Consider the following 20,763-nt stretch of genomic DNA (forward strand, 5'->3'; position numbering starts at 1 on the left):
GGCCACCTCTCGATCAGGAGCCGCGCGATGAAGAAGCTCATCAACGACCCGGCAGACGTCGTCGACGACGCGCTGCGCGGCATGGCCGCAGCCCACCCGGAGCTGCGGATCGACCCCGAGCACCGCGTCGTCTTCCGCGGCGACGCCCCGGTGCCGGGCAAGGTCGGGTTGGTCTCCGGAGGTGGCTCCGGCCACGAGCCGATGCACGGCGGTTTCGTGGGCCTCGGCATGCTCGACGCCGCGTGCGCCGGTGAGGTGTTCACCTCGCCGGTGCCGGACCAGATGGTCGCGGCGACCCAGGGGGTCGATGCCGGCGCCGGCGTGCTGCACATCGTGAAGAACTACACCGGCGACGTCATCAACTTCGAGATGGCCGCGGAGCTGGTGGCCGCCGAGTCCGGCACCGAGGTGGTCGCCGTGGTCACCGACGACGACGTCGCCGTCACGGACAGCCTCTACACCGCCGGCCGCCGCGGGGTGGGCGTCACCGTGCTGGTGGAGAAGCTGGCCGGCGCCGCCGCCGAGCAGGGCCGCCCGCTGGCGGAGGTCGCCGAGGTGGCCCGCCGGGTCAACGGGCAGGGCCGCAGCATGGGCATGGCGCTCACCTCCTGCACCGTCCCGGCCGCCGGCAAGCCCACCTTCGACCTGCCCGCGGGGGAGATGGAGCTGGGCATCGGCATCCACGGGGAGCCCGGCCGCCGCCGGGTACCGGTGGCCCCGGCCCGCGAGGTCGCCGAGATGCTGCTGGAGCCGGTGCTCGCCGACCTGGACTTCACCGGCGGGGACGGGGTGCTCGCCTTCGTCAACGGGATGGGCGGCACGCCGCTGATCGAGCTCTACGTGGTCTACGCGGAGGTGCAGGCCGTGCTGGCGGAGGCCGGGGTGACGGTGGCCCGTTCGCTGGTCGGCTCCTACATGACCAGCCTGGAGATGGCCGGCTGCTCGGTGACCCTGCTGAAGGTCGACGACGAGCTGATCCGGCTCTGGGACGCGCCGGTGAACACCCCCGCCCTGCGGTGGGGGGTCTGAGCGTGGCCGACCGCGTGGACGTGGACGCGCTCGCGGCGTGGGTGCGCGAGTACGCCCGCGCCGTCACCGAGCACCGGGACGAGCTGACCGAGCTCGACTCGGCCATCGGCGACGCCGACCACGGCACGAACATGCACCGCGGGATGACCGCGGCCGTCGCCGCCCTCGACGCGACCCCGCCCGCCGACGGCGCGGCGCTGCTGAAGACGGTCGCGATGACCATGATCAGCAAGGTCGGGGGCACCAGCGGCCCGCTGTACGGGACGCTCTTCCTCCGGATGTCCGGCGCCCTGGTCGACGGCTCACCGGCCGCGTTCGCCGCCGCGTTCCGGGCCGGGGTCGACGGCGTCGTCGCACGCGGGAAGGCCGAGCTGCAGGACAAGACGATGGTGGACGCCCTGGTGCCGGCGGCCGAGGCCCTCACCGAGGCCGTCGGCGCCGGGCAGGACCTGGGCGCCGCCCTGCGCGCGGCCGCGGACGCCGCGGCGGCGGGGCGCGACGCGGTCACGCCGCTGGTCGCCCGCAAGGGCCGGGCGAGCTACCTGGGCGAACGCAGCGCGGGTCACGTCGACCCGGGAGCCGCCTCGGCGGTCCTGCTGGTCGAGGCCGCCGCGACCACCCTGGCGAGGAGCTGACCGTGGCGGCGGTGGGGATCGTCGTCGTCTCGCACAGCCGGCCGCTGGCCGAGGCCGCGGTCGAGCTGGCCCGGCAGATGCTGCCGAACTCGACCGTGGCGATCGAGGTGGCCGCCGGCACCGACGACGGCGGGTTGGGCACCGACGCGGTCGCCGTCTCCGCGGCGATCGCGGCCGCCGACACCGGCGACGGCGTGGTGGTGCTGATGGATCTGGGCAGCGCCGTCATGTCGGCCGAGACGGCGCTGGAGCTCCTGGACGACGACGTCCGGGCGCGGGTGGTGCTCAGCGCGGCGCCGCTGGTCGAGGGCCTGGTCGGTGCGGCCGTGATCGCCGCCGGCGGAGCCGACCGGGACCGGGTGGCCGCCGAGGCGGCGCGCGGGCTCGCACCCAAGGAGGCCCACCTGGGTCGCTGAACCGCTCGGCGGCCGTGCCGCGACCGGTGTGCCGGTGAGTGGGGAGCGCCACGCCGTGGCCGGCTGCCCGGGAGGCTCCGCTCCCGGGCAGCCGCTGGCTCAGGGGCCGGCGAAGACGCCGTGGCCGCGGGACTCGGCGCGACCGGGGGCGGGCTCCGCGTAGCGACCTGCCTCGTTGCGGGCGACGACGAAGTGGTGCACCTCGTCGGGCCCGTCGGCCAGGCGCAGGGTGCGCTGGCTGGTGTACATGTCGGCCAGCGGCGTCCACTGCGACACCCCGGTGGCGCCGTGGATCTGGATGGCCTGGTCGATGATCTGGCAGACCTTCTCCGGCACCATCGCCTTCACCGCCGAGACGTAGACCCGGGCCTGCGAGTTGCCGAGCACGTCCATCGCCTTGGCGGCCTTCAGCACCATGAGCCGGCAGGCATCGAGCTCGATGCGCGCCCGCGACACCGTCTCCATGTTCTTGCCGAGGTCCAGGATGGGCTTGCCGAACGCCTCGCGGAACTTGCCCCGGCGGATCATCAGTTCGAGCGCCTTCTCGCCCTGGCCGATGGCACGCATGCAGTGGTGGATGCGCCCGGGCCCCAGGCGCACCTGGCTGATCTCGAAGCCGCGGCCCTCGCCGAGGAGCATGTTGGAGGCGGGCACGCGCACGTCGGTGAACCGGATGTGCATGTGCCCGTGCGGGGCGTCGTCGCGGCCGAACACGGTCATCGGGCCCAGCACGTCGACGCCCGGCGTGTCCATCGGCACGAGGATCTGCGACTGCTGCATGTGCGCCGGCGCGTCCGGATTCGTCTGGCACATCACGATCATGATCTTGCAGCGGGGGTCGCCGGCGCCGGAGATGTAGTACTTCTCCCCGTCGAGGACGTAGTCGTCGCCGTCGCGCACCGCCCGGAGCCGCACGTTCTTGGCGTCGGAACTGGCGACGTCGGGCTCGGTCATGGCGTAGGCGGAGCGGATCTCGCCGTTGAGGAGCGGCTCGAGCCACCGGGCCTTCTGCTCGGGGGTCCCGACGCGCTCGAGGACCTCCATGTTGCCGGTGTCGGGGGCCGAGCAGTTGAGGGACTCGGAGCCGAGCGGGTACTTGCCGAGCTCGACGGCGATGTAGGCGTAGTCGAGGTTGGTCAGCCCGCCGACCTCCGAGTCCGGGAGGAAGAAGTTCCACAGGCCGGCAGCCTTGGCCTTGTCCTTGGCCGCCTCCAGCACCTCGAGCTGCCCCGGCGCGTACGACCACGGGTCGGTGCGTCCCGCGCCGAGCCGGAAGTACTCCTCCTGCATCGGCGCGACCACGTCCTCCAGGAACTGGACGACGCGGTCGTAGAGGGGCCGGGCCTCCTCGCTCATGCGCAGGTCGAACAGCTCCGTTGGCTCAGCAGTCTGCATCAGGTCTCCCTCTCGGCTGGTCCGTGCGGCGGCAGGGGCGTCTCCGCCCGGGGCGAGGCGACGAGCGCGGCACGCGTGGTCCCGGGAGGACGGCACCCGGAGCGTGGCACAGGGGCGGTCGGCCGCTCGAACCGGTTCACACCGAGATGCCGATGAGCTTGGTGTCGAGGTACTCGTCGATGCCCTCGTACCCGCCCTCGCGCCCCAGGCCGCTGGCCTTCACCCCGCCGAACGGGGCGGCTGCGGACGTCGGGTTGATGTCGTTGACGCCGATCATCCCGAAGCGCAGCTTCTCCGTCACCCGGATCGCCGTCGACAGGTCGTTGGTGTAGACGTAGGCCGCCAGGCCGTACTCGGTGTCGTTCGCCCGGGCGATGACCTCGTCCTCGTCGTCGAACGGCGTGACCGCGGCGATGGGCCCGAAGGTCTCCTCGCACGAGATGAGCATGTCCGGCGTGACGTCGGCCAGCAGCGTCGGCGCGAAGAAGGTCGTGCCGTCGAGCCCGTCGACCTGCACCCGCTCGCCACCGGCCACGACCCGGGCGCCCTTGCTGCGGGCGTCGAGCACCTGGGCCTCCATCTTGGCCACGGCGCGATCGTCGATCAGCGGCCCGATCGACACCCCGTCGGCGTCCCCCTTGCCCACGCGCAGCGCCGCGATGCGCTGGTCGAGGGTCGTCACGAACGTGTCGTAGATCGAGCGGTGGACGTAGATGCGGTTGGGGCTGATGCACGCCTGCCCGGTGTTGAGGAACTTCACCAGCGCGGCACCCTTGGCAGCACGCACGGGATCGGCGTCGGGGAAGACGATGAACGGTGCGTGGCCCCCCAGCTCCACAGACACCCGCTTGAGGGTGGCGCCGGCCTTCTGCACCAGCATCTTCCCGACCGCGGTGGAGCCGGTGAACGTCAGTTTCCGGACCACCGGGGACTCCAGGAGCGCGTCCCCGACCTCGGCCGCGCGCGTGGTGGTGATCAGGTTGACCACCCCGGCGGGGAGGCCGGCGTCGGCCAGCAGCTGCACGGTGGCGACGGCGCACAGCGGGGTCTGGTCGGCGGGCTTGAGCACCGACGTGCACCCGGAGGCGATGGCCGGCGCGAGCTTGCGGGTCAGCATGGAGATCGGGTAGTTCCACGGGGTGATGGCGGCGACCACGCCGACCGGTTGGCGCATCGTCACGAACCGCTGATCAGCCCGCGCCGAGGGGATCGTGACGCCGCCGATGCGCTTGGCCTCCTCGGCGAACCACGCCAGGAAGTCCGCCGCGTACGCGACCTCGTTCATCGAGGCCTTGAGCGGCTTGCCCTGTTCCCGCGTCATCAGCGCAGCCAGTTCCTTGCGGCGCTCCCGCATCAGCGCGTCCGCCTTGGCGAGGACGGCCGCGCGCTCGTAGGCCGTCGCGCCCGACCAGCCCGGCAGCGCACGATCGGCGGCGGCGATCGCCGCCTCGGTGTCGGCCCGGCCACCGTCCGCCGCCTGGCCGATGACCTCTCCCGTGGCCGGATCCGTGACGGCGAAGGTCGCACCCCCGTCGGCCGGACGCCACTGCCCGTCGATGTAGATCGTGCGTCCTGCGTCCTTCGTCATGGCGCCTTCCTCACTGACCAGCCGGTTCCGCGGGGCGAGCGGTCGGCGCCCCCCCACGGTGATCGTGTCATCCGCGACGCAGGGGACCTACGACCTCGACGGTCACCGGCGCAGGGTCGACGCCGAGCAGGTTCGCACACGGCCGCGACGGTCCGACCGGCCCGCTCGGTCGCGTTCGAGGCGGCGAGTCGGGAGCTCTTGCTCAGCAGGCGGGGTCGATGACGCCGTGGTGGATGGCGAAGCGGGTGGCCCCAGCACGGCTGGTGACCGCGGTCTTCACGTAGATGCGCTCGATGTGCGTCGCCGCGGTCTTGGGTGAGATGCCGAGCAGGTGGGCCACCTGCTTCGCCGATGCGCCGGTGGCGATCAGCGCCAGCACCTGGGTCTCCCGCGCGGTCAGGCCCGCCGGTCCGCACACCCGCCTCGACCTCCGGCTGACCGCGCTGAGCACGATCTCCACGGCGCCACCGTCGAGCCGCCCGGCGCGGGCGTCGGCCCGCAGTTCGGCGGCAGCGGCCGTCGGCGTGCAGCGGTGGCCGCCGTCCTGCCGTGCCGGATCGGTCCTCCGCCGGTAGGCGTCGCCGGCCGCCATGAGGCGGCTGTAGTCGGGGGAGAAGTCCACGAGCTCGCACGGGTCCTCGCCCACGGTCCAGGCGTCGTGGCCCGGGGGGATCACCACGGCATCGCCCTCACCGACCTCGAGGTCGCCGTCCTCCATCACGACCTGCATCCGTCCGGAGACGACGTAGAGCCGGTGGCCGGCCCGGCAGAGATCGGTGCCGACCACCGGTCTGACGTCGTCCGACCACCGCCAGCCGGGTTGCATCACCTCGCGGGTGATCGTGGCCTCCCCGAAGGAGACGTCGGTCAGGGCGGTACGCCCGACGAGGCGTGCCTGGTCCGGGGTCCCGCGATCCAGGGGACGGACACCGTCCTGCCGCACCCCGCCATCGTGACCGGGGAGGCGGGCGGCAGGGAGGGGAGGTGGCGCGCCCTGCTGCCACCGCACGACCCGGCAGCGTGTGCCGCGCGGGACCGTAGCCGCTCAGTAGCTGAACGTCGTGGCGCCGTCGTCCCCGATCCACGCCCACATCGGCACCGTCCCCTGGACCTCGGCGCCGCCGATCAGCGCCGCCTGGTCGAGCCGCTTGGCGTTCAGGCAGACAGGGCAGACGTAGTACCGGCCGCCGGCGACCTCGTAGCGCTTCATGAGGTCGGTCAGCGGCGGGCAACCGTCGCAGGCGACGGCGACGGCGACACCCTCGACGGCGAGCCGGACGGCTTCCTTGGTGAGGAACATCAGGGTCGGCCGCCCGGACTCCGCGGCCCCCACCGCGACGAGGAACGCGACCGTCACCTTCTCGCTGTCCTCCAGCCCGGTGCTCAGGCTGATCACGGCTTTCCCGCTCATGGCCTTCTCCTGTCCGCTCGGGAGCGTCTCGTGGAGCTCGCGCCGCCTGTTCGACGGCATCCCGAACGCTAGGGAGGAGACCGGACCGGGACATCCGGTGTTCTCCCTACGACCGCCCGGCCACGACGTCCTGCCGCAGGGGTGCTGTCCCTCCCGGTTGACCACACCGCGCCGATCGTCGAGGGCTCACTGCGGCGGGCGTCGTCCGATCTTCGACCCCAGCCAGGTGAGCGGGTCGAACCGCCGGTCCACCACCCGCTCCTTCAGCGGGATGATGCCGTTGTCGGTCAGGTGGATGCCCTCCGGGCAGACCTCGCTGCAGCACTTGGTGATGTTGCAGTAGCCGAGGCCGAACTCGTCCTGGGCGGCGTCGCGGCGGTCCCGCTCGTCCAGCGGGTGCATGTCCAGCTCGGCGAGCCGGATGAGGAAGCGGGGCCCGGCGAAGCTCCGCTTGTTCTCCTCGTGGTCGCGGATGACGTGGCAGGTGTCCTGGCAGAGGAAGCACTCGATGCACTTGCGGAACTCCTGCGAGCGTTCGACGTCGACCTGCTGCATCCGGTGGCTGCCGTCCGCCTCGCGCGGCCGGGGCGCGAACGCCGGGATCTGGGCGGCCTTCTCGTAGTTGAAGGACACGTCGGTGACCAGGTCACGGATGACGGGGAACGTCCGCATCGGGGTGACGGTCACCGGCTCGCCCTCGTCGAACGTGCTCATCCGCGTCATGCACATCAGCCGCGGGCGGCCGTTGATCTCGGCGCTGCACGACCCGCACTTGCCGGCCTTGCAGTTCCACCGGACCGCGAGGTCACCGGCCTGGGTGGCCTGCAGCCGGTGGATGACGTCGAGGACCACCTCGCCCTCGTTCACCGCCACCGTGAACGTCTGGAGGTCACCGCCGGCGGCGTCCCCCCGCCACACCCGGAAGGTGGCGTCGTAGCTCATGCCGGGACCTCCTCGAAGATCTCGGCGAGCTCGGATGGCATCTGCGGGAGCGGCTGCCGGGTGAGCGCCACCGAGCCGTCGGGTGCCCGCGAGCAGACGAGGTTGGTCGTCGCCCACTCGGCGTCGGCGGCCGGGAAGTCGTCCCGGGTGTGCCCGCCCCGGCTCTCCTGCCGTTCGAGCGCGGCCCGCGCGATGCACTCGCTGACGACGAGCATGTGCGGCAGGTCGAGCGCGAGGTGCCAGCCCGGGTTGTACTGCCGGTGCCCCTCGACCGACAGGTTCGCCACCCGGTCCTTGAGCGCCGCGATGCGCTCCAGCGCCTGCTCCATCTCGGGCGCCGTACGGATGATCCCGACCAGGTCGTGCATCGTCTGCTGCAGGTCGTGCTGCACCGTGTACGGGTTCTCGCCGCCCTCCCGGTCGAACGGGGCGAGCGCCGCTCGCGCGGCGTCGGTCAGCACCTCGTCCGGCAGCTCGCTCCGGTCCGGGCGGCGGTGGGCGTGCTCCGCGGCGGCCGCCCCGGCGCGCCGGCCGAACACCAGCAGGTCCGAGAGCGAGTTGCCGCCCAGCCGGTTCGACCCGTGCATGCCCCCGGCGACCTCACCGGCCGCGAAGAGCCCCGGGACGCGCGCGGCCTCCGTGTCCGGGTCCACCTCGACACCGCCCATGACGTAGTGGCAGGTCGGCCCCACCTCCATCGCCTCGGCGGTGATGTCGACCTCGGCGAGCTCCTTGAACTGGTGGTACATCGAGGGCAGCCGCTTGCGGATGTACTCGGCCGACCGCCGCGAGGCGATGTCGAGGTAGACGCCGCCGTGCGGCGTGCCGCGCCCGGCCTTGACCTCGCTGTTGATGGCACGGGCCACCTCGTCGCGCGGGAGGAGTTCGGGCGGGCGCCGGTTGTTCTTCTTGTCCTCGTACCAGCGGTCGGCCTCCTCCTCGGTCTCCGCCGTCTCCTTGCGGAAGAAGTCCGGGATGTAGTCGAACATGAAGCGGTTGCCGGCGGAGTTCTTCAGGACGCCGCCGTCCCCCCGCACGCTCTCGGTCACGAGGATCCCGCGTACCGACGGCGGCCAGACCATGCCGGTCGGGTGGAACTGGACGAACTCCATGTTCACCAGCGTCGCGCCGGCCTGCAGCGCCAGCGAGTGACCGTCGCCGGTGTACTCCCACGAGTTCGACGTCACCTTGTAGCTCTTGCCGATCCCGCCGGTGGCGAGCACCACCGACGGCGCCTGCCAGGCGACGAACCGCCCGGACTCCCGCCAGTACCCGAACGCGCCGGTGATGCCGTTGTCGTCGGTGAGGAGCCGGGTGACCGTGCACTCCATGTAGACGTCGATGCCCAGCGCCACGGTGCGCTGCTGCAGGGTGCGGATGAGCTCGAGCCCGGTGCGGTCGCCGACGTGGGCCAGGCGGGCGTAGCGGTGACCGCCGAAATCCCGCTGGCTGATGAGCCCGTCCGGCGTGCGGTCGAACAGCGCGCCCCAGTCCTCCAGCTCGCGGACCCGGTCGGGGGCCTCCTGCGCGTGCAGCTGCGCCATCCGCCAGTGGTTGAGCATCTTCCCGCCGCGCATGGTGTCGCGGAAGTGCACCCGCCAGTTGTCCTCCGGGTAGAGGTTCGCCATGGCCGCGGCGATCCCGCCCTCGGCCATGACCGTGTGCGCCTTCCCCAGCAGGGACTTGCAGACGACGGCGGTCCGCGCGCCGGACCCGTGGGCCTCGATGGCGGCCCGCAGACCCGCACCCCCCGCCCCGACGACGACGACGTCGTACTCGTGCTGCTCCAGCTCCATCAGAAGAACCTCACGTCCGTGATCGTGCCGGTGGCCAGCAGGAAGACGTAGAAGTCGGCGAGGGCGACGGTGAACAGCGAGATCCAGGCGTACTGCATGTGGCGCGCGTTGAGCTTCGACACCAGGCCCCACGCCTTGTACCGCAACGGGTGCTTCGAGAAGGAGTTCAGCCGTCCACCCACGATGTGCCGGCAGGAGTGGCACGAGAGCGAGTACAGGAACAGCATCACCGCGTTGACCAGCAGGATCAGCGTGCCCAGGCCCATGTGGCCCCACTCGCCGGTCTCGTCCTGGAACCCGCGGAAGGCCTCGTAGAAGAGGATGAGGTTGAACAGCAGCGCCGCGTAGAGGAAGTACCGGTGCACGTTCTGCCCGATCAGCGGGAACCGCGTCTCACCGGTGTACCTGCGGTGCGGTTCGGCGACCGCGCACGCCGGCGGGGACAGCCAGAACGACCGGTAGTAGGCCTTCCGGTAGTAGTAGCAGGTCAGCCGGATGCCCAACGGCAGGACGAGGATGTAGAGGGCCGGGGAGATCCAGGCCGGCCCGGTGAAGAGCTCCGGGAAGCTGTCGCCCTCGCACCGGGTGGTGACGCACGGCGAGTAGAACGGCGAGATGTAGGGCGAGGCGTAGTAGTACGCGTTCTGGAAGGCACGGAACGTCGAGTACGCGATGAACAGCACCAGGACCACGACGGTGATCAGCGGCTGCAGCCACCACCGGTCGGTGCGCAAGGTCCGCTCGGCGATCGCGGCACGACGCGGTGCCGGCATCCCGTTCCCGTGCCCCGGGGACACGGCCCCGGACCTGCGGGGCGCTGTGGCGGTCACCGGCGGATGCGGCCCGACCCGCCGAGGCCGTCGTCGTCCCCGTCCCCGTAGACGGCCGCGACGGGGTCGTACGCGGTGCGGGTTCGCGCACCGCACAGCAGGTTGAGGTCGTCGCGCAGCCGCGCGACGTCGAGCCGCAGCCGGCGCGCGTCCACGGTGTCCCCGAAGTGCCTCGTGACCTTGAGACAGGCCGTTTCCAGGCCTTCCACGGCTTGACGAGCCGCGGCTACGTCCTGATCCAAAGACATCGCTGCCCCCAGAGTGGCTGCTGGCGCCGCCGGGAGGGACGCCGGACCGCAGTCGACCACGGACGTGGAAGGGAGGAAAGGGCCTCGGCTGCGGTACGTGTGATCTCGACCCGCCCTGCGGTCCTGGCGCCACCTGGAGGCGAGGTGAGTCGTCGGCCTCGCCGAGGAGGCACCTGGGCAGCGGCCGGCCGGCTGCTCACGCCGTCTGCAGGTTCTCCTCCTGCGCGGCGCACGAGATCCCGAGGGCCAGCCAGGCCACCCCCAGGGGGACCGACAGGAGCACTCGGTCGTCCTGCGCGTTGAACGGGAGAGACACGACGGCCGAGACGACCAAGGCCCAGCCCGACCAGCGCAACACGCCGCCGGCCCGTGTTCCGCCCACCCCCGTCAGGAGGGCGCCGGCGACCGGGACGAGCCGGCCGAGCGAGTCGGTGTCGTGCAGCCACCACAGCGGTGAGTCCCCTGGCAGAGCGGCATTGACGGCGATGCCCGCCGCGAGCAGCACGGCGCCGGCCCACAGCAGGGCAGCGCCGGCACGAAGTGCTCCCCGTCCCGAGGCCTTGGGGCCGCCCGCGAGGTGGCTCACCGCCACCGCGAGCGCCACGACGGACAGGAGGAAGAGCCAGGCGAGGTCCTCGCTCGGCCGGTTCGACCTCCCCGGGATACGGCAGTCCGCTCCCACGCAGCCCTCCGGACGAGCACTCAACCACAGGGCGTGGAGGGTCCAGATCGCACCGCCGAACAGGGCCAGAGCCGGTCCGGACCACCTCCACGGCACAGGTCGCTCCCCTCTGACGGCGCACGGCCGCAACGGATCATGCCGCACCGACCGCGGATCACGAGCACGATGCGCAGACGGGGTACCAGCCATCTCTGGCGGCACCCGCGCCGGGAACACTCGTCCGGTCACCGACGCGGTGTCGACGCGTCGGCCCTTCCCGGCTTCGGGAAGTGCCGCCCGGGGGCCGGCCGGTGCAACCGGATCAACGGGCCAGGAAGTGGACGCCGAGCCAGAGCCAGGTGAGCAGGACGACGGCACGGCCGGGCGTCGTCCGCATCGCGGCGCGGACGGCCTCGCTCGCTCGGGCCGGACCGAGTCCGAGGCGGGCGGAGACCTCGAGGGCCAGAGCGACGAGGAGCAGCCCCAGGAAGCCGGCCGAGCTCGTGAGGTCGCCGTCCGTCATCGCCGGGGCCCGCGCCGCTCGCGACCGATCAGCCAGGCCCCGACGGCCAGCCAGCCCACGGTGGCGGCGCCGCGCAGCAACGGCTCGGCGAGGAGAGGGTCCGCGAGATCGCTCGCCGTCGGCAGCCCGTCGTCGGCGAGCGTCACCAGCTCCCAGGACAGGGCGGCGATCACGAGGGCGAGCCACGGCAGCCCTCGCCGCCCCACCGGCGGAGCGGCCGCGCCGGACCGCCGGAGCAGCCCCGCGACGACCACGGCGGTGCCTGCGGTGCCGATCGCGAGGAGCGCACCCACCGAGAGCTCGCCCCAGGCCATGACCGCGGCGGCGCAGGACAGCGCTACGGCCACGGAGGTGAGCCGGCGCGCGGACGGGGAAGACCTCACGCGTGCATGCTCGCGCAGCAGGCCTCCGGGGCGGGCTCCTGTTCGCCGCCTCCGTCGCCGTGCTCCTCGGGGCCTGGAACAACGTCGTCATCACCCGGATGCCGGGCTACCCGCAGTCCTACGTCGCGGTGAACCTGGCGGCGACGGGCCTGCTCCTCGCGGGAGCGCGCTTCGCCCGCCTCACGTGGCAGGAACTGGGGTTCGACCCGCGTCGTGCCCGGGCCGGGCTGCGGTGGGGCGGGGCGTGCGTCGCCGTGGTCGCCGCCGGGTACGTGATCGGACTCGCGGTACCGGCGGTCCGCCCCCTGCTGGCGGACGCACGGCTCGCGGACGCCGGCTGCGCCGAGGTCGCCTACCAGGCGCTGGTCCGGATCCCGCTCGGCACCGTCGTGTGGGAGGAGACGGCCTTCCGCGGCGTCCTGCTGGCCGCGCTGATGCGGCTGCTCTCGCCGCGCGCGGCCGTCGCGGTGTCGGCGGTGCTCTTCGGCATCTGGCACATCCGCCCGACCCTGAGCGCGGCGGCGGCCAACACGGTGGCCGGCGGGTCGGCGGGGCTGTTCACCGCCGTCTTCCTGGGCTGCGCCTTCACGGCGGCGGCCGGGATCCTCTTCGCCTGGCTGCGGCTCCGCAGCGGCAGCTTGCTGGCTCCCGTCCTCCTCCACCTGGCCACGAACAGCCTGGGCGCGCTGGCCGCAGCCGCGGCCCACCGTCTCGGGTGAGGGCGCCGCGCCGGCCGCTGCGGTCCGGCCCCGGACTACTGCGTGAGCTCGAGCAGCAGCGTGCGCAGCAGGTTCCAGCTCTCGCGGTCGGGCCCGTGGCCGCTCACGGCCCAGACCAGCTCGCCACGGGGCAGGCGCTGCACCAGCTCGTACGCGCTCACCGGCGGGCAGATCATGTCGTACCTGCCCTGCACGACGTAGACCGGCATCGTCAGCCGGTGGGCGTTGTCCAGGATGTGGTCCGGTGGCAGGAAGTGGCTTTTGGTGAAGTAGTGCGCCTGCAGGCGGGCCGGCGTCGCGTCGAAGTCGTCCGCGAACGGCGTCGGCGCGAAGCGGTCGTCCAGGTGCATGACGGCGCTGTCCGCCGTCGTGTAGGCGTACGCCGACTCCCTGCTCTGCGCTGCCACACCTCCGGGAAGAAGGTCCTCCAGCGGCCCTGGTTCAGCCACTCCGACTCCTGCTGCCGGCCGGTCAGCAATCCGTACAGCACGAGCGCCCGGACGCGTTCGGGGTGCGCCACGGCGAACGCCAGTCCCAGGCAGGAGCCCCAGGACCCGCCCATGAGGACGGCGTCGTCCACGTCGAGGTGGTCGAGGACCCGGACGATGTCCGCGACGAGGTGGTCGGTGGTGTTGTCCTGCAGCGACCCGTACGGCTCACTGCGTCCGACGCCGCGCTGGTCGCAGAACAGGACGCGCTGGCGCGAGGGGTCGAAGTACTGCTTGTAGTCGTCGCTGGCCCTGACGCCGGGACCGCCGTGGAGGAACAGCACGGGGGCGCGTCCCCCGTGCCCCAGTCCTGCACGTGCAGGCGGTGCCCGTCACCGACCTCGACGAGCGTCTCGGACACCGTGCAGCCGTCGACCGTCAGCATGGCACCTTCCGCACGGGACGAGGACGACGCACGACCGAAGCGCAGCGCGTCGTGGGCGTGCCTACCCGCGGTGGCGCAGGAGCTCGATCCCAGCCGGCACGCGAAGCCGTCCGAGGGAGTGCCGCAGGATCTGGTGGAGGACGAGGACGACTCCTCGCCGGCGTGACGCACGAACGGTCCACCGGTGCCGGCGCGGTCGACCAGGAACCGGTGCGGGGCTCCCGATCGGCGCGCGTCAGCTGGTGTCCGAGGGCCGATCCGCGACAGGCGCACACCCCTTCGGACGTGAGGCGCGGCGGCCGCGTAGGACGCGCCGAGATCCATTGCCGCACGAGGGCACAGGGGTGATCGTGGTGCATGGCGCCGCATCCCTCGTACGAGCAGTCGAAGCAGGTCGCCGAGGCCAGCCGTGAGACCGAGTGGACGAAGCCGTCCTTCGGCAAGGAGCTCTTCCTCGGCAACTTCCGCCTCGACCTGATCCACCCGCAGCCCGAGCTGGACCCGGCCGCGGTGACGGTGGGGGAGACGTTCCTCGAGCGCCTCCGTGCCTTCCTCACCGACCATGTCGACCCGCAGCAGATCGAGCGCGAGGCGAGGATCCCCCCGAGCGTCATACAGGGCCTCAAGGAGTTGGGCGCCCTCGGCATGAAGATCCCCGTGGAGTACGGCGGTCTCGGGCTGAGCCAGGTCTACTACAACAGGGTCCTGGCCATGGCCGGCACCTGGCACTCGTCGATCTCGACGCTGCTCTCCGCGCACCAGTCGATCGGCCTGCCCGAGCCGCTCCGCCTGTTCGGCTCCGAGGAGCAGAAGCGCGAATGGCTACCCAGGCTGGCCAGGGACCACATCTCGGCGTTCCTGCTGACCGAGCCGGACGTCGGCTCGGATCCGGCGCGGATGAGCACCACTGCGGTCCCGACGGATGACGGCACCGGCTACCGGATCAACGGCACGAAGCTGTGGGCGACCAACGGCGCCATCGCCGACGTGGTCGTGGTCATGGCCGTCGTCCCGGAGTCCGACGGCCACAGGGGCGGTATCACCGCGTTCCTCTGCCCGTGCGACCGCGAGGGCGTCACGGTCGAGCACCGCAACCAGTTCATGGGCCTGAAGGGCATCGAGAACTCGGTGACGCGCTTCGACGACGTCGTCGTCCCCCGTGAGGACGTCATCGGCGGCGAAGGCAAGGGGCTGCGTATCGCGCTCACCACGCTGAACACCGGCCGCCTGTCGCTGCCGGCGTTCTGCCTGTCGGCGACGAAGTACTCGCTGAAGATCGCGCGCGAGTGGTCGGCCGAACGGAAGCAATGGGGTCAGCCCATCGGCAAGCACGACCCGATCGCCCAGAAGCTCGCCTGGCTGGCGGGGACGGCATTCGGCCTCGAGGCGGTGCTCGACGTGTCCAGCCGCCTGGCCGATGACCACCGCAACGACATCCGGATCGAAGCCGCCCTGGCGAAGCTGTACGCCTCGGAGCTCGGCTGGACCGCCGTCGACGAGATGGTGCAGATCCGCGGAGGGCGGGCCTACGAGACCGCCGAGTCGCTCGCCCGGCGCGGCGAGAAGCCGGTGCCGGCCGAGCAGATGTTGCGGGACATGCGCATCAACCGCATCTTCGAGGGATCCACCGAGATCATGCACCTGCTGATCGCCCGCGAGGCCGTCGACGAGCACCTGAGGGTGGCGGGGGACCTGGTGCTGGGCGACTCCCGTCCGGCCGACAAGGCGAAGGCCGCCGCGAGGGCAGGGGCCTTCTACGCCACGTGGTTGCCGACGCTGACCGTGGGAGCGGGTCAGCGGCCCGGCTCCTTCTCCGAGTTCGGGCAGCTGGCCAAGCACGTGCGCTACGTCGAGCGCCACTCCCGCAAGCTCGCGCGCTCGACCTTCTACGCGATGAGCCGCTACCAGGGGCGCCTCGAGCAGAAGGGTCACCTGCTCGGCCGGATCGTCGACATCGGTGCCGAGCTCTACGCGATCGCGTGCGCGTGCGTCTACGCGAGCACCATCGGGCGAGAGCGGCCCGACCGCCGGGACGAGGCCATGGAACTGGCGGACCTGTTCTGCGGCCAGGCCCGACGTCGGGTCGACCGGCTGTTCGCCGACCTGTGGGCCAACGACGACCACGCTCAGTACAGGGCTGCCCAGAAGGTCCTCTCCGGCCGATACGCGTGGTTCGAGGAGGGGGTGCTCGACCCGGCGGGCGAGGGTCCGATGATGCCGACGCACGCCCCGCCGGCCGCCGAGCAGTTCCGGGCGTCTCCGGCCCCGGTGCAGTTCGAGGCCCCGCGGTAGGAAACGGTCGCGGCCGGTGGTACCGGGCGCGCCGTGGAGACGGCGCAGGACCTGCTGAGGCCTCGGGTGTGCAGTCCGGGCCGACCGGGTTCGGTTCTCCTGCGGAGGGCGCCCTGCACAGCTGGCGGCAGCAGCCGCTGCTCGACGGAGCGTCCCGGTCAGGCGCCGGGCGACGTCAGCTCTGCAGGAAGCTGCGAGAGTCCCCTGTGCGCGTCATCGAGGTTCATGCAGGGCACCATCGATACCCGCGCCTTCACGCCCAGGTACAGGGGTTCGGCGATGGCCGGCATCTGTGAGGGATCGGCCATGTCGAACACCACGGTCATGGCCCGTTGGCCATCCTCGTCATGGAAGTAGGCGGCTTCGGGATTGAGCTGCTTCACCAACTGCTCCAACATCTGAGCGACGGACCCGTTGCGGATGGCCTCGTTTCCCGCCTCGGTGTCGATGACCGCCCTGAGCATCATTCTCATCGGGCCCTCCCGGTGTGTCTGGGGCAGCCACAGCCTCCACCGCGCACTGACGGTGGAGTAGAGGCCATGGACTCCGTCCATTCCGTTCGCAGGCCGGCGGCGCGCCGCGATCACCGCTGTCGTCCTTCGTGGCGCTCGAGCCGACGATCACGGTCGGAAGGGGGGCCGGCCCCAGTCGTCGTGTCACTGCCGCAGGTGTCGTCCACTGAGCACCGCCTCAGCGGTGCCGGAGAGATGCGCGGTGACCGCGCCCCCGCGGGGCCGACGTGCGATCGCGGTCCGGTGCCGCCGGGCAGATGCCCCGGCAAGGGTGTCCGAGGGGTGGCTCGCTACATGCGCGCACGGGTTCCCGCGGCCGGGAACCGACACCGCATGGATCAACCTGTTGCTGATGCGACGGGGGGTGGATAGTGCCCGGCGTGGTCGCGCGTTTCCTTGCTCTTGTCTCAGCCGTCCTGGCCGGGCTCCTGGCGGGCGGCATGCTCGTCATCGACGTCGTGCTCCTCCCGTTCTGGCGCGGCGTGCCGCCGGAACAGTTCCGCACCTGGTTCGCCGCCCACTCCGGCCGGATCCGGAGCCTGATGATTCCTCTCGCCGCGGGCTCAGCCGCCGTCAACGCAGCGTCGGCCGTCGTCCAGACGGGGAAGGGCCCTCGAGCCGGGGCGGCGTCCGTGGCGGCGGGAGCGGCAGCGGGCGTCGTCGCGATCACCATCACGGTCAACGAGCCGATGAATCACCGGTTCACGGCGGAGCACCTGGCCGACGCCGAGACCGCATCCTTGCTCGAGAGGTGGGCACGGTGGCATCACCTCCGGGTGGCGCTCGGTGTTGTTGCGACTGTCGGAGCTGCGTCGGTTCTGATGGACCGGAAGTCCTGAGCTGACGTCTCGTCCGGTCGGAGGCCACTGCGGTCTGCCAGGAGGAAGGCCCCCGGGCGAACCAGACCCCGGGTCACCCCGCCTCGCGATCGTTGGTCCGACTGGTCCCGGTGCGGGCAGCCAGGACTCTGCGGGTCCGACCCCCCGGACGGTGGGCGGCGGCTCTTCTGCAGTCCACCTCTCGGCCGTGCAGCAGTCCCGCTGACCGTCCGGCCCGGTGAATGCCGTGCAGCCCGGAGCGCCTGGCGCACCGGACGACGCGTCGGTCTGCAACCCGCTGCGACCAGAGGCGACCGGCGACCGTGAGCGCGCCGTTCCACGGCCTCCGCGCGGCTCACGGGCGGCACCCAACCTCACCCGCCGGCGCGGCACGTCCTCAGCCGTATCCATCGGCGCGGTGAGAGATGCGGAGAACGCCTACCACCACCTCGTCGTGCATGGAGTAGATGACCCGGTCCTGGCGCCGCCGGACCGACCACGAGCCCTCGGGCTGGAGCCGTAGCGGCTTGCCGACGCTGTGCGGATCCTCGGTCAGCGGGTCGTAGAGGAGGTCGACGACGGCAGCCGCCACCGCGTCATCGTCGGCTCGGCTCCGGTCAGGCGTTCTCGAGAACCGCCCGATCCGAGTCATCGACGAGGAACCGCGGGCCAACACCCCCGCTGGACGATCGTGGCGTACCGGCCCTGTACGACGGCCGCTTGACTCCCTACATTCCGTATCAGCGGACTGGCCGTACACGGAACCCGCCGAGGGCGGGACCCGGTCGACTCCGCTGGGTGGGCAGAGACCATGCTCGACGCGACCGCTCCGGCTCGGAGGCGTTGGTGGGCATCGGCGTGCGGCGCGGTCCTCCTGCTCGCCGGGTGCACCTCGTCGCCGGAGGAGACGTCGTCCCCGGAGGGCGCCGCGCGTGGGGGGCAGGTCCTCGGCTGTGCCACGGCCGAGCGGGCCGCTCCGGCGCCGGACCGGCCGGTGATCGACCTGGAGTTCCGGCTGGACGACGACCTGCGCACGGTGACCGGCACCGAGACGGTGACCTTCACCCCCGACCTGCCGGTCGAGGAGATGTGGTTCCGGCTCATCCCGAACGCCCCCCAGTCGGAGGGCCACCGGCTCAGCGTGGACGACGTCCGCGGGGACACGGTCACCGGCGGCGAGTACCTGGACGCCGACGCGGCGCCCGGGACCCCGGGCGGTCTGTACCGGGTGGACCTGGACACCGCCGTGGCCGGGGGAGAAGCCGTGACGGTGGAGCTGGACTTCACCCTGCGCCTCACCGCCGGCCGCACCCCCGCCGGCTTCGACCGGCTCGGCGTCGGCGACGACGTGACCTGGTGGGCGGGCGGCTACCCGTCGCTGGCCTGGGAGCCGGCCGTCGGCTGGGCGCGGGACCCCTTCGTCGAGATCAGCGCCGAGACGACGACCACCGCGGTGGCGGACACCACCATCCGGGTCTCCGCGCCGGAGGACCTGGTCGTCCTGATGAGCGGCGACCAGGAGGAGCCGCGCAGCGCGGAGGCCGGGCGCCGGATGTGGGAGTCGCGGGAACCCGTCGCCCGCGACGTCAGCGTGGCGGCGGGGGACTTCGACACCGCCACCGTGGAGACGGGGAGCACGAAAGTCACCGTCGGCGTGCTGCCGGGCGCGGAAACGTCGGCGGAGGAGCTCGCCGACGACACCGTCGACGCCATCCGACGGATGGAGGAGCGCTTCGGCCCCTTCCCCTACGACACCCTCACCGTGCCGCTGGTGACCACCGGAGACGGCGACGACGGCGGCGGAGAGGAGTACGCGTCGTCGATCGTGCTCGGTGGCGACGACTACGACCTGATCCTGCACGAGGTCGCGCACATGTGGTTCTACGGGATGGTGGGGAATTCGCAGTTCCGCGACCCGTGGCTCGACGAGGCGTTCGCCAGCTTCTCGGAGTCCCTGGGGCCCGACCCGCACACGCACGAGGAGGAGCTGCGGACCCGCGGGGACGTGGGTGGGTCCATGGGCGACTTCGACGATCAGGACGAGTACGAGGACCTCGTCTACAGCAAGGGTGCCGCGGCGCTGGAGGCTGCCCGGAAGGCGGCCGGCGAGGAGGCGTTCGACGAGGCGCTGCGCTGCTACGTCGACACCCAGGCGTGGACGATCGCCCACCCCGAGGACGTGGCACAGGCCTTGGCCGGATTGGAACCGGCGCTGGACGTGCTCCTCGAGGCCGGCGCGCTGGATCGCCAGGATCTCGCGTCGGACGGTGGGTGACCGAGCTCGGACCGTTCAGGGTGCCGACACGCTCACTCGGCGCCAGGCCGATGCTCATCGACGGCGGACCACCGGATCATGCGGACCTGAGACTTCGGGCCGCAGTTCCCGGCCACACTGGCCTCGAGCCATCCTGCCAACCGGTCGGAGCCAGAGGCAGGTGAAGCCTGCCGACGGAAAGGCCGCGGGGTTCAACTCGCTGTCGGAGGGGCGATCGAGGAGCCGCCACCCCGTGGGCGGGAGGGAACACCGGGGCGCAGCACGCTGATGCCCCGTGTCCGCCAGGGTCGCCAGGACCTCGTGCGGTCGTCCCGGCGCGGGGTGTGCGTTCAGCGACGTGCGGGCACGTTGCCGGGACCGAGAGCGGCCGTCAGGTCGCGGAGCACGTCGGCGGCCGGCCGGATGGCGGTGACCGCCCCCACGCCCGCGCCCGCGTACATCGCCATGCCGGCCACGTCTCCGTCGACGGCGGCAAGGGGTGGCAGGCCGGCACCGCGCGGCAGGGCCACCTGCCGGCCACCTGTCGTCACCGTCCCGACGACGTCGCCGTCCAGGTTCCGGGCGCGTTCGACGGCAACGCGCAGGACGCGGTGACGTGGGCGGGTGGCGCAGAGGGGGCAGTCCCGGCTGAACGTGCTGCTGATGACGGTGCAGTCGCCGGTGGCGTCGACGAGTGCCTGCTTGTAGACCGGGTGGGCAGCCGCTTCCGTCGTGGCGACGAACCGCGTCCCGATGCGTGCTCCGTCCGCTCCGGCGGCCATCACCGCCGCGAGGGTGGGGGCGTCGGCGATGCCACCCGCAGCGAGCACCGGGACCGGTACCGCGTCGAGGATCTCCTGCACCAGGGGCAGCAACGGCCGGTCACCACGCACGTGGCCGCCCGCCTCGTGGCCCTGTGCGGTGACGACGTCGCATCCGGCATCCGCTGCGGCGCGCGCCTCCTCCACCGACCCGACCTGCCAGCCGACCAGGGCGCCCGCCCGGTGCGCGAGCTCCACCAGCCGCGGCGAGGGGTCGAACCAGAAGAAGTCGACCACACGCACGCGCTCCGCGGTTGCGGCGATGACCTCCTCGTCGGTGTCCTCGAGGAGGATGTTGGCCGACAGCACGCCGCTCGTCCGCCGTCGCATGCCGTCCAGCCGGCGGACGAAGGTCTCGGCCGGCACACCCAGTGCACAAACGCTGCCCAGACCTCCGGCGTCCGCGACCGCGACCGCCAGGTCCGGCGACGAGACCGCCCCCATGGGCGCCTGCTGGACCGGGACCGAGCAGCCGACCAAGGCCGTGAACCGCGTCTGCATGACGGCACCCCCTCGCGGACAGTGGCCTGCAGGAACGGTCGCGCTGGGGCGCGCGTGGGTCAAGCAGGTCCGTCCCGGGCGGCGCCTGCCGGATCGGCATCCGGGAGCGGCTGAGG

The 20,763-nt window shown here is 72.1% G+C and carries 23 protein-coding genes; 7 read left to right on the forward strand and 16 right to left on the reverse strand.

The window, feature by feature from the left end:
- The first annotated feature begins 27 nt into the window (after positions 1-27).
- Genes dhaK through dhaM form a run of 3 tightly spaced genes read left to right on the forward strand, consistent with a single transcriptional unit; the run spans position 28 to position 2,080 of the window.
- Complete coding sequence (gene dhaK, locus ACI794_RS18315) at positions 28-1,029, forward strand: dihydroxyacetone kinase subunit DhaK (protein ID WP_456617065.1); 1,002 nt, start codon at positions 28-30, stop codon at positions 1,027-1,029.
- A gap of 2 nt (positions 1,030-1,031) precedes the next feature.
- The gene (gene dhaL / locus ACI794_RS18320) at positions 1,032-1,664 is read left to right on the forward strand and encodes a dihydroxyacetone kinase subunit DhaL (protein WP_456617066.1); all 633 of its coding nucleotides are present in this window, start codon (positions 1,032-1,034) and stop codon (positions 1,662-1,664) included.
- Positions 1,665-1,666: 2 nt separating this feature from the next.
- Entirely contained in the window at positions 1,667-2,080 is a 414-nt protein-coding gene (gene dhaM, locus ACI794_RS18325) for a dihydroxyacetone kinase phosphoryl donor subunit DhaM (protein ID WP_456601763.1), read from the forward strand.
- 99 nt (positions 2,081-2,179) lie between these two features.
- Here the strand turns inward: dhaM and ACI794_RS18330 are convergent, their stop codons facing one another.
- The 11 genes from ACI794_RS18330 to ACI794_RS18380 all read right to left on the reverse strand — a co-directional run bounded on the left by ACI794_RS18330 (position 2,180) and on the right by ACI794_RS18380 (position 11,857).
- A complete protein-coding gene (locus ACI794_RS18330) occupies positions 2,180-3,475 on the reverse strand; it encodes an acyl-CoA dehydrogenase family protein (RefSeq protein WP_456617067.1) in 1,296 nt (431 codons plus the stop codon).
- A 136-nt stretch (positions 3,476-3,611) separates the two neighbouring features.
- Complete coding sequence (locus tag ACI794_RS18335; protein WP_456617068.1) at positions 3,612-5,063, reverse strand: NAD-dependent succinate-semialdehyde dehydrogenase; 1,452 nt, start codon at positions 5,061-5,063, stop codon at positions 3,612-3,614.
- Between the two features lie 202 nt (positions 5,064-5,265).
- Complete coding sequence (locus tag ACI794_RS18340) at positions 5,266-6,006, reverse strand: LuxR C-terminal-related transcriptional regulator (protein WP_456617069.1); 741 nt, start codon at positions 6,004-6,006, stop codon at positions 5,266-5,268.
- Positions 6,007-6,108: 102 nt separating this feature from the next.
- Positions 6,109-6,474 carry a peroxiredoxin gene (locus ACI794_RS18345; protein ID WP_456601759.1) on the reverse strand — a complete coding sequence of 122 codons (366 nt, stop codon included), beginning with the start codon at positions 6,472-6,474 and terminating at the stop codon, positions 6,109-6,111.
- A 186-nt stretch (positions 6,475-6,660) separates the two neighbouring features.
- Entirely contained in the window at positions 6,661-7,416 is a 756-nt protein-coding gene (locus ACI794_RS18350; protein WP_456601758.1) for a succinate dehydrogenase/fumarate reductase iron-sulfur subunit, read from the reverse strand.
- Positions 7,413-9,212: a fumarate reductase/succinate dehydrogenase flavoprotein subunit gene (locus ACI794_RS18355; RefSeq protein ID WP_456617070.1), complete on the reverse strand. Its 1,800-nt coding sequence runs from the start codon at positions 9,210-9,212 to the stop codon at positions 7,413-7,415. The genes ACI794_RS18350 and ACI794_RS18355 overlap by 4 nt, the downstream gene beginning before the upstream one ends.
- The gene (locus ACI794_RS18360) at positions 9,212-9,985 is read right to left on the reverse strand and encodes a hypothetical protein (protein WP_456617071.1); all 774 of its coding nucleotides are present in this window, start codon (positions 9,983-9,985) and stop codon (positions 9,212-9,214) included. Before ACI794_RS18360 ends, ACI794_RS18355 begins: the two co-directional genes overlap by 1 nt.
- A gap of 53 nt (positions 9,986-10,038) precedes the next feature.
- The gene (locus ACI794_RS18365) at positions 10,039-10,251 is read right to left on the reverse strand and encodes a hypothetical protein (RefSeq protein WP_456601755.1); all 213 of its coding nucleotides are present in this window, start codon (positions 10,249-10,251) and stop codon (positions 10,039-10,041) included.
- Between the two features lie 235 nt (positions 10,252-10,486).
- Positions 10,487-10,894 (reverse strand): hypothetical protein, encoded by a 408-nt coding sequence (locus tag ACI794_RS18370; protein WP_456601754.1) that lies wholly within the window; start codon positions 10,892-10,894, stop codon positions 10,487-10,489.
- Between the two features lie 379 nt (positions 10,895-11,273).
- Positions 11,274-11,474, reverse strand: coding sequence for a DUF6186 family protein (locus ACI794_RS18375; RefSeq protein ID WP_456601753.1), 201 nt, complete (start codon positions 11,472-11,474; stop codon positions 11,274-11,276).
- Positions 11,471-11,857 carry a hypothetical protein gene (locus tag ACI794_RS18380; RefSeq protein ID WP_456617072.1) on the reverse strand — a complete coding sequence of 129 codons (387 nt, stop codon included), beginning with the start codon at positions 11,855-11,857 and terminating at the stop codon, positions 11,471-11,473. The genes ACI794_RS18375 and ACI794_RS18380 overlap by 4 nt, the downstream gene beginning before the upstream one ends.
- A gap of 2 nt (positions 11,858-11,859) precedes the next feature.
- On the opposite strand from ACI794_RS18380, the gene ACI794_RS18385 reads away from it, so the two are divergent.
- A complete protein-coding gene (locus ACI794_RS18385; protein ID WP_456617073.1) occupies positions 11,860-12,576 on the forward strand; it encodes a CPBP family intramembrane glutamic endopeptidase in 717 nt (238 codons plus the stop codon).
- Between the two features lie 35 nt (positions 12,577-12,611).
- Here the strand turns inward: ACI794_RS18385 and ACI794_RS18390 are convergent, their stop codons facing one another.
- Positions 12,612-12,785, reverse strand: coding sequence for a hypothetical protein (locus ACI794_RS18390; protein WP_456601750.1), 174 nt, complete (start codon positions 12,783-12,785; stop codon positions 12,612-12,614).
- A 2-nt stretch (positions 12,786-12,787) separates the two neighbouring features.
- Entirely contained in the window at positions 12,788-13,348 is a 561-nt protein-coding gene (locus tag ACI794_RS18395; RefSeq protein WP_456617074.1) for an alpha/beta fold hydrolase, read from the reverse strand.
- Positions 13,349-13,806: 458 nt separating this feature from the next.
- Here ACI794_RS18395 and ACI794_RS18400 point away from each other — a divergent pair, with 458 nt between their 5' ends.
- A complete protein-coding gene (locus ACI794_RS18400) occupies positions 13,807-15,741 on the forward strand; it encodes an acyl-CoA dehydrogenase family protein (RefSeq protein ID WP_456617075.1) in 1,935 nt (644 codons plus the stop codon).
- Between the two features lie 158 nt (positions 15,742-15,899).
- Here the strand turns inward: ACI794_RS18400 and ACI794_RS18405 are convergent, their stop codons facing one another.
- A complete protein-coding gene (locus tag ACI794_RS18405) occupies positions 15,900-16,214 on the reverse strand; it encodes a hypothetical protein (protein WP_456617076.1) in 315 nt (104 codons plus the stop codon).
- A 419-nt stretch (positions 16,215-16,633) separates the two neighbouring features.
- Between ACI794_RS18405 and ACI794_RS18410 the strand changes: the two genes are divergently transcribed.
- Positions 16,634-17,092, forward strand: coding sequence for an anthrone oxygenase family protein (locus ACI794_RS18410; RefSeq protein ID WP_456601746.1), 459 nt, complete (start codon positions 16,634-16,636; stop codon positions 17,090-17,092).
- Between the two features lie 376 nt (positions 17,093-17,468).
- On the opposite strand, the gene ACI794_RS18415 is transcribed toward ACI794_RS18410, so the two are convergent.
- Positions 17,469-17,663 (reverse strand): type II toxin-antitoxin system RelE family toxin, encoded by a 195-nt coding sequence (locus ACI794_RS18415; RefSeq protein ID WP_456601745.1) that lies wholly within the window; start codon positions 17,661-17,663, stop codon positions 17,469-17,471.
- A 402-nt stretch (positions 17,664-18,065) separates the two neighbouring features.
- On the opposite strand from ACI794_RS18415, the gene ACI794_RS18420 reads away from it, so the two are divergent.
- A complete protein-coding gene (locus ACI794_RS18420; RefSeq protein ID WP_456617077.1) occupies positions 18,066-19,346 on the forward strand; it encodes a M1 family aminopeptidase in 1,281 nt (426 codons plus the stop codon).
- A gap of 329 nt (positions 19,347-19,675) precedes the next feature.
- Here ACI794_RS18420 and ACI794_RS18425 read toward each other — a convergent pair whose 3' ends face one another.
- On the reverse strand, positions 19,676-20,647 hold the full coding sequence (locus ACI794_RS18425) for an NAD(P)H-dependent flavin oxidoreductase (protein ID WP_456617078.1): 972 nt from the start codon (positions 20,645-20,647) through the stop codon (positions 19,676-19,678).
- Between the last annotated feature and the right edge of the window lie 116 nt (positions 20,648-20,763).

This window comes from Blastococcus sp. SYSU DS0541, assembly GCF_054050875.1.